General features: G+C 39.8%; 13 protein-coding genes. 11 read left to right on the forward strand and 2 right to left on the reverse strand.

The annotated features are described in order from the left end of the window. The first annotated feature begins 118 nt into the window (after window positions 1-118). The 4 genes from M1D84_RS09845 (at window position 119) to M1D84_RS09860 (ending at window position 5,213) form a co-directional block, all read left to right on the forward strand. Entirely contained in the window at window positions 119-1,657 is a 1,539-nt protein-coding gene (locus M1D84_RS09845) for a glycoside hydrolase family 43 protein (RefSeq protein ID WP_458106240.1), read from the forward strand. A gap of 35 nt (window positions 1,658-1,692) precedes the next feature. Next, on the forward strand, window positions 1,693-2,958 hold the full coding sequence (locus M1D84_RS09850) for a glucuronoxylanase (RefSeq protein WP_458106241.1): 1,266 nt from the start codon (window positions 1,693-1,695) through the stop codon (window positions 2,956-2,958). A 141-nt stretch (window positions 2,959-3,099) separates the two neighbouring features. Then, on the forward strand, window positions 3,100-3,807 hold the full coding sequence (locus M1D84_RS09855; RefSeq protein ID WP_024425182.1) for a response regulator transcription factor: 708 nt from the start codon (window positions 3,100-3,102) through the stop codon (window positions 3,805-3,807). A 2-nt stretch (window positions 3,808-3,809) separates the two neighbouring features. Next, a complete protein-coding gene (locus M1D84_RS09860) occupies window positions 3,810-5,213 on the forward strand; it encodes an ATP-binding protein (RefSeq protein ID WP_458106242.1) in 1,404 nt (467 codons plus the stop codon). Between the two features lie 56 nt (window positions 5,214-5,269). On the opposite strand, the gene M1D84_RS09865 is transcribed toward M1D84_RS09860, so the two are convergent. Further along, on the reverse strand, window positions 5,270-5,578 hold the full coding sequence (locus M1D84_RS09865; protein ID WP_025093214.1) for a DUF4870 domain-containing protein: 309 nt from the start codon (window positions 5,576-5,578) through the stop codon (window positions 5,270-5,272). 343 nt (window positions 5,579-5,921) lie between these two features. Between M1D84_RS09865 and M1D84_RS09870 the strand changes: the two genes are divergently transcribed. The 7 genes from M1D84_RS09870 (at window position 5,922) to M1D84_RS09900 (ending at window position 12,833) form a co-directional block, all read left to right on the forward strand. Further along, entirely contained in the window at window positions 5,922-6,764 is an 843-nt protein-coding gene (locus M1D84_RS09870; RefSeq protein WP_073205807.1) for a PRD domain-containing protein, read from the forward strand. A gap of 113 nt (window positions 6,765-6,877) precedes the next feature. Continuing rightward, the gene (locus tag M1D84_RS09875) at window positions 6,878-8,779 is read left to right on the forward strand and encodes a beta-glucoside-specific PTS transporter subunit IIABC (protein ID WP_458106243.1); all 1,902 of its coding nucleotides are present in this window, start codon (window positions 6,878-6,880) and stop codon (window positions 8,777-8,779) included. A gap of 23 nt (window positions 8,780-8,802) precedes the next feature. Then, window positions 8,803-10,266, forward strand: a complete 1,464-nt coding sequence (locus M1D84_RS09880) for a glycoside hydrolase family 1 protein (RefSeq protein WP_025093217.1) — start codon at window positions 8,803-8,805, stop codon at window positions 10,264-10,266. Between the two features lie 166 nt (window positions 10,267-10,432). Continuing rightward, window positions 10,433-10,825 (forward strand): MerR family transcriptional regulator, encoded by a 393-nt coding sequence (locus M1D84_RS09885; protein WP_103132481.1) that lies wholly within the window; start codon window positions 10,433-10,435, stop codon window positions 10,823-10,825. 29 nt (window positions 10,826-10,854) lie between these two features. After that, complete coding sequence (locus M1D84_RS09890) at window positions 10,855-11,775, forward strand: alpha/beta hydrolase fold domain-containing protein (RefSeq protein WP_034622030.1); 921 nt, start codon at window positions 10,855-10,857, stop codon at window positions 11,773-11,775. 230 nt (window positions 11,776-12,005) lie between these two features. Continuing rightward, complete coding sequence (locus M1D84_RS09895) at window positions 12,006-12,278, forward strand: DUF2651 family protein (RefSeq protein ID WP_025093220.1); 273 nt, start codon at window positions 12,006-12,008, stop codon at window positions 12,276-12,278. Between the two features lie 132 nt (window positions 12,279-12,410). Further along, window positions 12,411-12,833, forward strand: a complete 423-nt coding sequence (locus M1D84_RS09900) for a cytidine deaminase (protein WP_151863049.1) — start codon at window positions 12,411-12,413, stop codon at window positions 12,831-12,833. 34 nt (window positions 12,834-12,867) lie between these two features. On the opposite strand, the gene M1D84_RS09905 is transcribed toward M1D84_RS09900, so the two are convergent. After that, complete coding sequence (locus tag M1D84_RS09905; RefSeq protein WP_411263843.1) at window positions 12,868-13,635, reverse strand: pentapeptide repeat-containing protein; 768 nt, start codon at window positions 13,633-13,635, stop codon at window positions 12,868-12,870. Window positions 13,636-13,975 lie beyond the last annotated feature (340 nt).

Consider the following 13,975-nt stretch of genomic DNA (forward strand, 5'->3'; position numbering starts at 1 on the left):
AAGGATTTGCCCTAGAAATCATTCTTTCTATTCATTCTTCATCAGTATCTATCAACATATTTTGAAATTGGGCCTAAACCCCAATATTAGGAAGATGAAAACAGGAGGAAATGAAACGATGAGGACGAGGATGAAGTGCGGCGTTGGTTTATTGATTTTTGCTTTGGTACTGAGCTTTTTACCGGTATATGATGCGAGTGCGGCAAGCACAACAATTGCAAAACGTGTAGGAAATGCAAACCCGCTCATAGACCACCACTTGGGCGCTGATCCGTTTGCGCTCACCTATAACGGAAGAGTGTACATTTATATGTCGAGTGATGACTATGAATATCACAGCAACGGAACGATTAAGGATAATTCTTTTGCCAATTTGAATAGGGTCTTCGTCATCTCTTCAGCAGATATGGTGAACTGGACAGATCATGGCGCGATTCCAGTAGCCGGGGCTAATGGGGCAAATGGCGGCAAAGGGATCGCTAAATGGGCAGGTGCTTCCTGGGCGCCATCAGCGGCGGTGAAAAAAATCAATGGGAAAGATAAATTTTTCCTTTATTTCGCGAACAGCGGTGGAGGGATTGGTGTTCTGACAGCAGACTCCCCAATCGGCCCATGGACAGATCCTATCGGAAAAGCGCTCGTCACACCAAATACACCAGGAATGTCTGGGGTTGTATGGCTGTTTGATCCAGCCGTTTTTGTAGATGATGACGGCACTGGGTATTTATATGCCGGCGGAGGTGTACCAGGCGGTTCTAATCCAACGCAGGGACAATGGGCCAATCCGAAAACAGCAAGAGTCTTAAAACTAGGGCCTGATATGACAAGTGTTGTGGGCAGCGCCTCGACCATTGATGCTCCTTTTATGTTTGAAGACTCAGGGATGCATAAGTATAACGGAACCTATTACTATTCCTATTGCATCAACTTTGGCGGCTCCCACCCAGCAGATAAACCACCTGGTGAGATCGGTTATATGACGAGCTCAAGTCCGATGGGTCCCTTTACGTATAGAGGGCACTTCCTGAAAAATCCGGGTGCATTTTTCGGTGGAGGCGGTAACAACCATCATGCTGTGTTCAATTTTAAAAACGAGTGGTATGTCGTGTATCATACCCAAACGGTCAGCTCTGCCTTATACGGGGCAGGAAAAGGCTACAGATCTCCACATATAAATAAGCTTGTGCATAATGCTGACGGCTCCCTTCGAGAGGTTGCAGCCAATTTTGAAGGGGTCAAACAGCTTTCCAACCTGAATCCTTATCAGCGGGTAGAAGCTGAAACATTCGCATGGAATGGACGCATTTTGACAGAGGCATCTTCAGCTCCAGGCGGACCGGTCAATAACCAGCATGTCACAAACATTCAAAACGGAGATTGGGTGGCTGCCAGTAACGTCGATTTCGGATCAAACGGCGCAAGAACATTTAAAGCCAATGTAGCATCAAATGCAGGCGGAAAAATAGAAGTACGCCTCGGAAGCCCTGACGGCAGACTCGTTGGGACACTAAATGTCCCTCCCACAGGCGGAACAAACAATTGGCGAGAAGTAGAAACGACAGTAAACGGAGCAGCTGGCGTGCACAACGTATTTTTTGTCTTTACTGGAACAGGTTCAAACCTATTTCAGTTTGATTCCTGGCGGTTTACTCAATAACAAAGGATGACAAAATGATAGGAGAGTGGAAAAATTTGATTTCAATGATCAAAAAACCAATCTGTACTTTCTTGATCTGCTTCACCATGCTGTCTGTCATGTTCATCGGACCTGGTGTCACTGAAGTTTCAGCAGTAGATGCCAATATTAATATCAATGCAGAAAGACAAGTGATTCGTGGCTTTGGCGGAATGAACCACCCGGCTTGGATTGGTGATTTGACCGCACCTCAAAGGGAAACCGCTTTTGGCAATGGGCAGAATCAATTAGGGTTTTCCATTCTAAGAATTTTTGTAGATGAGAACAGAAATAATTGGCACAGAGAGGTCGCCACAGCCAAAAGAGCAATAGAGCATGGAGCTTTAGTGATCGCTTCACCTTGGAATCCTCCAAGCCATATGGTCGAGACTTTCAACCGTAATGGTACAACTGCAAAGCGTCTGAGATACAATCAATACGCTGCATATGCTCAGCATCTGAACGATTTTGTGACGTATATGAAAAATAATGGCGTCAATCTCTATGCGATATCAGTACAAAACGAGCCCGATTATGCACATGAATGGACATGGTGGACTCCTCAGGAAATCCTGCGTTTCATGAGAGAAAATGCCGGCTCCATTAATGCCCGCGTGATTGCACCAGAATCCTTTCAATACCTTAAAAATATATCAGATCCTATCTTAAATGATCCACAAGCGCTAGGAAATATGGACATTCTCGGAGCCCATTTGTACGGAACCCAAATCAGCCAGCTTCCGTATCCATTGTTCAAACAAAAAGGAGGGGGGAAGGAGCTTTGGATGACAGAGGTCTACTACCCGAACAGCGATAACAATTCAGCGGACCGCTGGCCTGAGGCATTAGGGGTTTCAGAGCATATTCACCATTCGATGGTAGAAGGGGACTTTCAGGCATATGTTTGGTGGTACATCCGCAGATCCTACGGCCCTATGAAGGAAGACGGCCTGATCAGTAAACGCGGTTACAACATGGCGCATTTCTCTAAGTTTGTACGCCCGGGATACGTCAGAATTGATGCAACGAAAAGTCCTGAACCAAATGTTTTCGTATCTGCCTACAAAGGAAACAATCAGGTCGTCATTGTCGCGATTAACAAAAACAATTCAGGAGTCAATCAGCACTTTGTGATGCAAAATGGAACTGCTTCGCAAGCATCAAGATGGATTACGAGCAGCAACAGCAACCTTCAGCCGGGTACAGACTTAAATATATCAGGTAATCAATTTTGGGCTCATCTCCCGGCTCAAAGTGTGACAACATTTGTAGTCAAACGCTAAAAATTAATTGAATCACCAAAAGCCAATTTTCTTATTTTAAAAGAAAATTGGCTTTTTTTATGCAAATAGGAAGTTGATTTTTTCACTATGTTCTTACATTGGGTATAATAATGGCAATGACTTCAGGAGAGTGATCAATGTATGCCAAAGCATCAAAGCAAAGTATTAATGATCGATGACGAAAAAGAAATTTTGGAATTAATCAACACAGTTTTAACAAGAGAAGGCATTGATCGTGTCATAACAGCTTCAACTGCCCGTGAGGGGCTCACGAAATTTCATCAAGAACAGCCCGATCTTGTCATACTTGATATTATGCTGCCAGACGGTGAAGGCTATGATATTTGCAGACAAATCAGAGAGACCTCCCATGTTCCGATTATCTTTTTATCAGCAAAGGGAGAGGAAACAGACAAAATTGTAGGACTTGCCATCGGCGGGGATGACTACATTACAAAACCGTTCAGCCCAAAGGAAGTCGCCTACCGGGTGAAAGCGCAGCTGAGACGGCTCTCATACTTGCAGTCATCTCAAGCCGATCCCGTGATCAAAAAAGGGCCGTTTGAATTAAACGAGCAGCAAGCAGAACTGACGAAAAACGGCGCGGTCATTGAGCTCACGCCGAAAGAGCTTCTGCTGATGACCTACTTCTTGCAGCATCCGAACCGCATCATCAGTAAAGAAACGCTTTATCAAACTGTTTGGGGGGAAGACTTCTTCGGTTCTGACAATACAGTGATGGTTCATATCCGAAGACTTCGGGAAAAAATAGAAAATTCCCCGTCAACACCAGAGTTTCTCGTTACAGTCAAAGGGCTTGGCTATAAATTTGTTGTAAAGGATGCGTAAGGATGAAATGGCGATTAACAGGCAGATATATGGTCTCTGTCATTATCGTGACCATAATCACAGTCTTTATCAACTTATTCGTATTTATGATTTGGCTCGTACTTCAGGCAAACAGCCAGCATAACGAGGAAAATACGCCGGAAACTTTTACAAGATCATTTGAACAATACGTCTCTTTTTCTGATCAAGGGATAACCGTAAACAAAGAAGGGCAGAAAGCCTTAAAACAACAGAATGCATGGATTCAAATTTTAGACGAAAATGGACAAGACGTGTATCATGCGCAGGCACCTAAAGGATTAAAGAACAAATATACACCGATTGACATCGTGAACTTACATAAATATAAAGATAAGCAATTATTATCGACCATTTATGCTGGCGGAAAAAAAGTAAAGGGCAAAGAATACAGTTACTTTATCGGATTTAAAGATCCTTCCATTGGAAAATACCTATTCTCGTTTGACACGAAGGATTTAGTAACAAGATTCAATATTGGGACGATGATTTTATTATCAATTGATGCCATCATAGCTTTACTCATTGGTTACTTATTCAGCCGGCAGCTCACAAAACCGCTCGGCCGTGCCATTCATAGCATCCAGCGGCTGGCAAACGGAGATTACACGACAAATCTGCCTGCTAAAGGAATTTATAAAGATGTCTTCTATAATATCAATCACTTATCAGAGCAGCTCGCTTCAAGCAAAAAAGAAAAAGACAAACTAGAGCAAATGCGTGAAGAATGGATCAGCCATATTTCTCATGATATTAAAACGCCGCTCGCTTCTATTCAAGGCTATGCAGAAATCATGAAAGACCCAAAGTATCCTCTTTCAAAGCAAGACATCAGACATTACGCGGGCATCATTGAGAATAAGTCATTGTATATCAAAGATGTTATGGAGGATCTGAATTTAACGACAAGGCTGAAAAATAACGGCGTCATGCTCAATAAAGAGCTGGTCAACATCGTGTCACTGCTGCGGGAAACGTTAATTGATATTTTAAACGATTCAAGATATGCGGATCAGACGATTGAGCTTCAAACGAATGAAGACAAGCTCAAGCTGAATATTGATAAAATCCTCATTCGAAGAGCGGTTACCAATCTGATTTTAAATGCCCTCGTTCACAATGATCCTGATGTGACGATCATTGTACAGCTTGAACAAAAAGAAAAAACCCATATCACGATCCAAGACAACGGCAGAGGAATAGAAGAGGCAGAGCTGGAAAAAGTGTTTGACCGCTATTACAGGGGGACGAATACAGGAGTTTCACATGCTGGCTCTGGTCTTGGGATGGCCATTGCAAAGGATATTATCGTCAAGCACGGCGGGGACATCACGATCCGCAGCAGTGTAGGAAAAGGAACAACAATTGATATCCAACTACCAGCATAAAAATAGACAAAAAAAAACGGTTCTGATCAACAACAGAACCGTTTTTTACCTATTATTTATTCTGAAAATACTTTGATGCCTTTCACAATGTTCCAAATGAAGAAGTAGATGGCAACAAGGAATGTCACTGCATATGTCGCAATTAAGAAAGGCCCCGCATGGCTGATATCTTTCATACCAAGTAAACCTGAACCAAGGATGCCAATACCAAAAATCAAATAAGGTATGACATGCGTCCATAATGATTTTTTCGCATGATATTTCACTTCGTCCTGACCTAAGAAATAGACGATAATTGGGAACAAAAATGGTGCGAAAAAGATACTGAAGTAACATAATGATGACAAGACTTTATTTTCTCTCAAAACGTTTCACCTCTATGATTTATTCACTACAAACACATTGTACTACCTCAACCTTAATCCGTATTAATCTGAACCTTACAGCAACCTTAAAAATGTTTACCTTATAAAATAATTTATAAACGACATACTATAATATAGGTATTTAAATCTATTTTACCGAAAAAAATAGTTGACTTTGGTTTATCCTGTGTTTACAATAAAGTCGTAACCGATGCAGGAGTGTTACTGATATCATCAGGCACCACCAAGTCAGGTAAACATGTTGTACATTTGTACGTTGTTTGCTGAGATTTTGGTGTTTTTTTTATGCTTTTTTAGCAGTTTTAGGTAAGGTGGGATGAAGATGTTCACCGTCGTTAAAGTTTTAAACAATAATATTGTATTAGCTCTAACAGACACTCAAAATGAAGTAGTTGTTTTTGGTACAGGAATAGGCTTTAAGAAGAAAAAGGGTGATACACTTGATGAGAGCGCTGTCAGTAAGACGTTTTATTCTGATCAGACGTCTCCATTAGAATCTCAACTTGCCGCTATCCCAACTGATATCCTTTTATTAACTGAAAAAATCATTCATATGGGCGAAGAGATGTTGAATAAAAAATTAGGTTCTAGCATGCTGTTTTCGCTATCTGATCATCTTACCTTTTCTATTCAAAGGCATCAAGAAAAAATGGAATATGAAAACCCTATTGTATGGGAAATTCCACATCTATATTTTCAAGAATATCAAATTGGGAAAAAAGCACTTAAAATTATTCAAAAAATGATGGGAATTACTTTTCATGATACAGAGGCTTCACTCATTGCCCTTCATTTTGTAAACGCTCAAATAGATGGTCAGTCTATGGGAGATACGATCAAAATGACCCATCTCACGAAGGAAATCGTTAAGATTATTCAAAACATTTTCGAGATGGTATTAGATAAATCATCAATAGATTATTCGAGGTTTATCACTCATTTGAGATATTTTATTGTCAGACAAGAAACAAATCAACCGCCTCAGCAAATGGATGATTCATTAAAAGAATTAATTCAGGATCGTTATATGAAGAGCTATGCATGCGGTTTAATTATTAAAGAAATGTTAAAGCGGGAATTCAATTGGAATGTCACTGAAGACGAACTTGTTTTTCTAGTCATTCATATTGAAAGAATTACAAAGAAACATCAACAGAATAAATGATTTCTTTTAGGCGTGTTATGAAAAAGCATTAACCTAAACAAATCTCCATTTAGAAGTCTTTCTAATGGTGGATTTTGTTTAGGTTTTTTTTGTGAAAATGAAGGGGTGAAGACATGGGAAACAAAGAATTGGCGCAAGAAATTATCAAATTAATGGGTGGAACCGGCAATATATCTCAAAGCTGGCATTGTATTACGAGGCTGAGATTTAATATCAACGATGAAAAACAGGTGAAAGTAGATGAACTGAAAACAGTAGACGGTGTGCTGGGAGCGCAATTCCAAAGCGGACAATTCCAAGTCATTATTGGAGCAAAGGTTGCAGAAGTCTATGAGGAAATCGACCATCTGATTGGAGAGAGCAGCAATGATTCTACTTCTGCTAAAAATACGTCAAAAATGAATCCAATCGAAGTCGTATTCGATGTCATTAGCGGAATTTTCACACCCATTTTGCCGGCGATTGTTGGTAGTGGATTGATTAAAGGGATCATGGCTTTGTTCGTTAGTTTAGGTTGGATGACGGAAAAAAGCTCTACCTATGCTGTGCTTCAAATCTTTTCAAATGCAGTCTTTTACTTTTTACCTTTCCTCATCGCTTATTCTGCAGCGAAGAAATTTAAAACACGAGAATCTCTCGCGATGGCCTTGGCTGGGATTTTATTGTATCCCACGATGGTGGAAGGTGCAGTAAAAGGGGCAGATCCACTTAGTTTTTTAGGGTTGAGTATTCCATTATATAATTATACTTCTTCAGTCTTACCGATTATTTTAGGCGTGCTGCTGCTTAGCTTTGTCGATAAATGGATGACGAAAGTGATTCCAAAGTCCTTAAGTATCGTGTTTACACCAGTACTGAGCTTAATGATCACAGCGCCTCTTACACTAGCTTTCATAGCTCCTGTTGGAAACGTTTTCGGCCAGTATTTAGAGATCTTTTTCACTTCTTTATTCCATTTTGCTGGACCGATTGCAGGTTTATTAATGGGAGGCCTCATGCCTTTAATTGTGTTAACTGGGATGCATTACGCATTCTTCCCAAGCACGTTTGCCAGCTTTGAAAAAGTTGGTTACGATGTCATGCTGCTTCCGATGAACTTTATTGCCAATATGGCACAAGCAGGCGCCGTTTTAGGTGTCATCATTCGCACAAAACGAGTAGAAACAAGGTCTTTAGCGTTATCAACCTTGCTTCCGAGTTTCTTTGGTATCACAGAACCTGCCATTTATGGCGTAACACTGAGACTGAAAAAGCCTTTCTATGCTTCATTAATAGGCGGCGCAGTTGGCGGATGTTTTTATGGTTTATTCTCAGTCAAAACGACAGCATTTTCAATTCCAGGTATTACATCTCTGCCAACTTACATTATGAAAGGCACAAACAATTTCCAGCTGGCTCTAATTGGAATAGCACTGAGCTTTTTAGTATCCCTGCTAGTCACTATGTTCCTTGGTTTTAAGGAACCTGCCACAAAAGAAGAAGATCAGCCGGAAAAACAGGAGAAGCCATCTAAAAATCCAGAGAATGCAGTCAATCAACAAGCTGCCAGACAAGTAAATCCTTATGAAGTACAAGCACCTATAACTGGTAAAGTCGTTCCTTTATCTGACGTAAATGATGCCGTCTTTTCAAGCGAAATGATGGGAAAGGGAGTAGCGATTATACCTGATAAGGGGGTGGTACAAGCGCCGTTTGCCGGAAAAGTAGTGACCGTTACACCTACTAAACATGCAATTGGTTTGGTTTCAGATGATGGGGTTGAATTATTAATACATGTAGGGATTGATACCGTCAGCCTAAATGGTCAATTCTTTGAGGTATTGGTGGAAGAAGGAGATGAAATCAACATCGGGGATCATTTATTATCATTTGATATAGAAGGAATTCAATCAAAAGGATTAGATGTCGTGACACCTATCATCGTCACTAATTCCTCGAAGTACCTGGATGTTATCTATACAGGTGACTCTTATGTCAACGCAGGAGAAAATAAACTCTTAATGCTTATTCATTAATCAAAATAGAAGGGATGATTGAAATGAAAGAATTAAAAAAAGGATTTTCAGATAATTTTCTATGGGGTGGCGCAACCGCTGCCAATCAAATAGAGGGTGCATATTTAGAAGGTGGAAAAGGGCTGTCAACTTCAGACTTCGCTGCATATAAAGATCCTTACGCACAAGGAAAAGTGAACAACTTTACATTCGATGTGAGTTCAGCTGAACTAAACAAGTACAAGGAAAATCCTGATGCATTTGATTTCCCAAAAAGACGCGGAATTGATTTTTATCATCGTTATGAAGAAGATATTGCACTGTTTGCAGAAATGGGATTTAAAGTATTTCGTTTGTCTATCTCATGGGCAAGAATCTTTCCAACAGGCTTAGAGGACAAGCCGAATGAAGAAGGATTGGCTTTTTACGATAAAGTATTTGATGAATGTGCGAAATATGGAATTGAACCGCTAGTAACGATGTCCCATTATGAAATGCCGATTACTTTAACAGAAAAATATAATGGATGGATGAGTAGAGAGCTTGTCCCATTGTTCGAAAAATACGCACGTGCGATTTTAGAAAGATATAAAAACAAAGTGAAATATTGGATTACGTTTAATGAAATGAATATGAACCTTAATAGTCTTTATACAGGTGCTGGAATTTTAGAGGATCTAGTAGACCATAAATTACAAGCTGCTTACCAAGCATCTCATCATCAATTTGTGGCAAGTGCCTTAACAGTGAAGGCTGCAAAGGAAATCATTCCAGATGTCCAAATTGGCTGTATGATTAACCAAATTGAAGCGTATGCAAAAACAACAAAACCAGAGGATCAGCTGCAGGCAGTCAAATCGAATCAATTGAATATGTTCTATCCTGATGTTCAAGCTAGAGGCGAATATCCAACATACATGGTAAAATACTTTGCTGATAATCAAATCAAGCTGGATATTAAAGAGCAGGATGAACAAATTTTAAAAGAAGGCACTGTTGATTTTGTGGCGATCAGCTACTATATGTCCCATGTAGCAGAAGCACGTGAAGATGCAGCTGAGCTAGCGGGTACGTTTGACAGTCCGATTAAAAATGAACACTTGGAATTATCACAATGGGATTGGCCGATCGATCCAATGGGTCTGCGCATTTCATTAATTAAACTGTATGACAGATACCAAAAGCCTTTATTTGTTTGTGAAAATGGACTTGGTGCAAGGGATACATTGACACAAGACGGAAAAATACACGATGATTATCGAATTGATTATTTGAAAAAACATATTGAACAGATGAAAGAAGCCGTAAAAGAAGGTGTTGACTTAATGGGGTACACACCTTGGGGCTGCATTGACTTAATCAGCTGCGGAACATCTCAAATGACTAAACGCTATGGTTTGATCTATGTGGATCAAGACGACCTAGGAAATGGTACACTGAATCGTTACCGCAAAGACTCATTCTTCTGGTACAAAAATGTAATCGCATCAAATGGAGAAGACCTATAAAAGCAAATTGAATGATGTAAAACACCATCTCAGGGCGCCTTAACCGGCTGCATGCGATGGTGTTTTGTTTTTTAAGAAAACGTATCTTGACCTTGAAGTATAGTTCAACCTTTATAATGTAAATATAGAAAGACAAAATCACGAAAAAGGAGTAACGACGGAGTTGATGACTAGAGGAGAACTTGCCAAACAAACAGGAATAAGCCCTGCCGCAATTCGTTACTATGAAGAACACAACATTTTACCTGTCCCGAGACGCCGTTCGAACGGTTATAGACGATACACAGAAGATTATATTGTGAAAATTCAATTGATCAAAGATGCCAAATCATTGGGTTATTCACTAAAGGAAATAAAAGAAATATTGGAAATGCTGAGTCAAGACATAGAACTTGATACTTTAAAAAGAATTGTACATCAAAAACATGAAGAAATTGAAAAGAAAATTAAGGGTCTCCGTCTCATACAAGACCTTTTATCTAACTTATTAAAGACTCCTGAGAAAGAAGTACAAGTGTATCTCAAATCATTTCGTGTGATGAATGAGGATGACGAATAAACATATCTGCTTAAAGGAGAGATAACAAAATGAGTATCGACATTTTTAATGGAGAACGTTCTGAAGAAAGTATTCAATTTGAAACATTATTCACGTCCCAAAGTAATAAAGAGAGTTTTGCTAGTGTCGAAAAAACCAAAAATCTTCTGTCTCAAATAGAAAATATAAAGCCTTATGCAATCGGAGACGATGTGAAATTAAAGAGTGAGATAAAGGAGCAGACTTTCGAAGGAATGCAGGTTTTCACATTGAATGACCAAATGTCGCAAAAACAAAAGGTGATTTTATATATACATGGTGGTGCCTGGGTAAACCAGCCTCTCGATTTCCATTGGTGGTACATGGATAAAATGGCTAGGTCCCTTAACGCCAAAGTCATCGCTCCTATTTACCCTAAATTACCTCATTACAGCTACCAAGATACCTATCCAAAAATTCTAAATCTATATAAAGAAATACTAAAAACGGTTGAGAGTACCGATCAATTAACGATCATGGGTGATTCAGCGGGCGGAAATATCTCTCTTGGCCTTGCGCACCTCTTAAAGATGGAAGGTCTGCCGCAGCCGAAGGATATCATTTTATTATCTGCATGTGTTGATATGAGTTTAAGCAATCCTCTTATATTTGAATATGCCGATAAAGATCCCATTCTAGCGCCAGAAGGAATAGATGTCATTACAAAAATGTGGGCAGCAGATAAAAAGGTAACTGACCCATTAATCAGTCCGATTCACGGTGACTTTAACGGTCTTGCGAAGATCACTCATTTTATTGGAACACATGATATTTTATATCCAGATGCACTAAAGCTTGATGAAAAGCTAGCAGAACAAGGAATTGACATGAAAACCTTTGTTTATCCAGAAATGCTGCATGTATTTGTCGTCATGCCAATCCCTGAGGCACAAGACGCTCAGGAAAAAATCATTCAGGTGATAAATAGTTAGATTCTCTTTTCACATATCAAAATGCTCCGGCTTGAATATTTGAAAGCTTAGCGAAATGGGCTGCTTACTGAAAGCAGTCTTTTTCCATTCAACATGACATAACATTCGGAATGTCAATTCACCTCAGATTAAATATTCCTTAAATTCCAATTTTTGTTTACAATGTGCGGATTTCCTATTAATATGATACATATTCGGTTCTTCACCGGTTCATAAAGGAGAGTGACATGATGAGTGTTTTCTTTCTTCATCCCATGGCGCTGATCTTATTTACACTGCCTTTGTTATCTTTGATATGGGGGATTGTTGGCTACTGCATCTTTAAGCGAGTTTACATCGTTCTTATCATCACATTTGCAGTCTCCACTATTTTCATATTTGCCTATACTGGGTTTGACATGTCAAATATGTATTGGGTCGTGGTGATGACCTTTTTATGCATGTGTACCTCTGTCATCACAAAAATCATTCGATATATGTATGCCCGCTATAAAAGAGCATAACGAAAAAGCTGATGGTCACAAAAATCAGCTTTTTTGTATCCATTCTTCATCTAGCGGAACCGCCCATTATCTGAAGTTTGGTATAATAGATCAGTATATTCAAAACGAGCATAGAAGGGCGAAGGGAACACAATGCACACATTTAATCTTACTCCAAAAGATGTAGAGTTAATAGACGAAGCAAAAAAGAAGATTACGAGCCTTTATGAAGAGGATAAACACCATGTAGGAGCCGCTATCCGCATGAAAACAGGAGAAATGATCTCGGCTGTCCATATAGAAGCGTATATCGGACGGGTAACGGTTTGTGCAGAAGCCATTGCAATTGGCAGTGCTTTATCGAATGGATATAAAGATTTTGATACAATTGTTGCCGTTCGACATCCATATTCAGATGAAGAGGATAGAAGATTGAGGGTCGTAAGCCCTTGCGGCATCTGCAGAGAGCTCATTTCAGATTTCGGACCAGAATGTTTTGTCATCATAGAAATAGATGGCGAACTAGTCAAAGTGAAAATCGGGGAACTGATCCCACTCAAATATACTAGAAGTTGATGTACGACCTAGACTTAGCAGGAAGAGGGACGTATCAAGCGTTCTCTTTGTTACATTCCAGATAACTGAAAAATCGCCCCACAAAATCAGCCCCATGTATGTTCTCCATATGCGCCGTGTTAAAAATATATTGTTCCATATGCTCAAGCTTGCGCAGGCTGCGTACCAGTACTTTCCGATCCTCGTCAGAAGAATGAGGGTCATGATTTATCTTCAGCAATGCCTGTTTGACACGCGCGGAGACCTTTTCAACATATAGATGGTTTTTGGAAGCTGGCGGAATACATTGCGACAGGTCACAGCCTGTAAAGCGAACACCGTCAAGAATGCAGTTTTCAAAGTTGGCGATCAGCTTTTGTTTACCATTTCCCTCAAACGTTATATCCACTAGCTTACCGGTAAAGCTACAATGAACAATATTCGCTGCTTGTAAAATGCGGTCATTAAACCTGCATTGATAAAATGTACAGTTGATAAACGCAGCATTTTCCAATGTCATTCCTCTCATATCACAGGAGGAAAATTCGCAATTCGTAAAAACAGCCTCGCCTTTAGCAATTCCAACAGAGCGCAAATCGGAACGAATAAACGTACAATGCTCAATCGTACTACCTGCAAAGAATCTCGCATTCGTCAGATCACACGTATTAAATACAAGATGACGCAGCTGACAGCTCCAAAATATAGGTGAATGAACATTCGAGTTGCTAATCGTCGATCCACTTATCGTTTCATGTTCATACCTGACAATATCCGAAAATATTTCATTGTCTACTGACATACCAGACTCAAGCCTTCTCATTGTGATCACCTATCATTTCTTCAGAATCTTTTCCAATGATGAATACCTTCCAGCAAGTTCATTTCGGTTTCACTAAGCGGTTGGCACTGACAAGTTATTATATCATAAAGCTAGAAACATAGAGAGAGCGGTCATCGTTTTGAAAAGCGCTTATATCACAATGTGTATTTCACATTCATTTTTTGATCATTACATTCTGCAAAAGCCTGTACATGTGGAAAGTCTGTCATACGATGGCGTGGACTTGATTAAGAAAACGAGCAGAAAGTGATGACCTGATGGTCTCATGTCTATTGCATGGCTGACAGGTGCTATCATGGAGAAACTAAGAAGGATGATT

This window comes from Bacillus sp. PK5-006, assembly GCF_054161415.1.

Bases quoted from the DNA above. Each gene is read 5' to 3' on its own strand.
- M1D84_RS09845 (WP_458106240.1), top strand. From the start codon at position 119: ATGAGGACGAGGATGAAGTGCGGCGTTGGTTTATTGATTTTTGCTTTG.
- M1D84_RS09855 (WP_024425182.1), top strand. From the start codon at position 3,100: ATGCCAAAGCATCAAAGCAAAGTATTAATGATCGATGACGAAAAAGAA.
- M1D84_RS09860 (WP_458106242.1), top strand. From the start codon at position 3,810: ATGAAATGGCGATTAACAGGCAGATATATGGTCTCTGTCATTATCGTG.
- M1D84_RS09870 (WP_073205807.1), top strand. From the start codon at position 5,922: ATGTTCACCGTCGTTAAAGTTTTAAACAATAATATTGTATTAGCTCTA.
- M1D84_RS09875 (WP_458106243.1), top strand. From the start codon at position 6,878: ATGGGAAACAAAGAATTGGCGCAAGAAATTATCAAATTAATGGGTGGA.
- M1D84_RS09880 (WP_025093217.1), top strand. From the start codon at position 8,803: ATGAAAGAATTAAAAAAAGGATTTTCAGATAATTTTCTATGGGGTGGC.
- M1D84_RS09885 (WP_103132481.1), top strand. From the start codon at position 10,433: ATGACTAGAGGAGAACTTGCCAAACAAACAGGAATAAGCCCTGCCGCA.
- M1D84_RS09890 (WP_034622030.1), top strand. From the start codon at position 10,855: ATGAGTATCGACATTTTTAATGGAGAACGTTCTGAAGAAAGTATTCAA.
- M1D84_RS09895 (WP_025093220.1), top strand. From the start codon at position 12,006: ATGAGTGTTTTCTTTCTTCATCCCATGGCGCTGATCTTATTTACACTG.
- M1D84_RS09900 (WP_151863049.1), top strand. From the start codon at position 12,411: ATGCACACATTTAATCTTACTCCAAAAGATGTAGAGTTAATAGACGAA.
- M1D84_RS09905 (WP_411263843.1), bottom strand. From the start codon at position 13,635: ATGAGAAGGCTTGAGTCTGGTATGTCAGTAGACAATGAAATATTTTCG.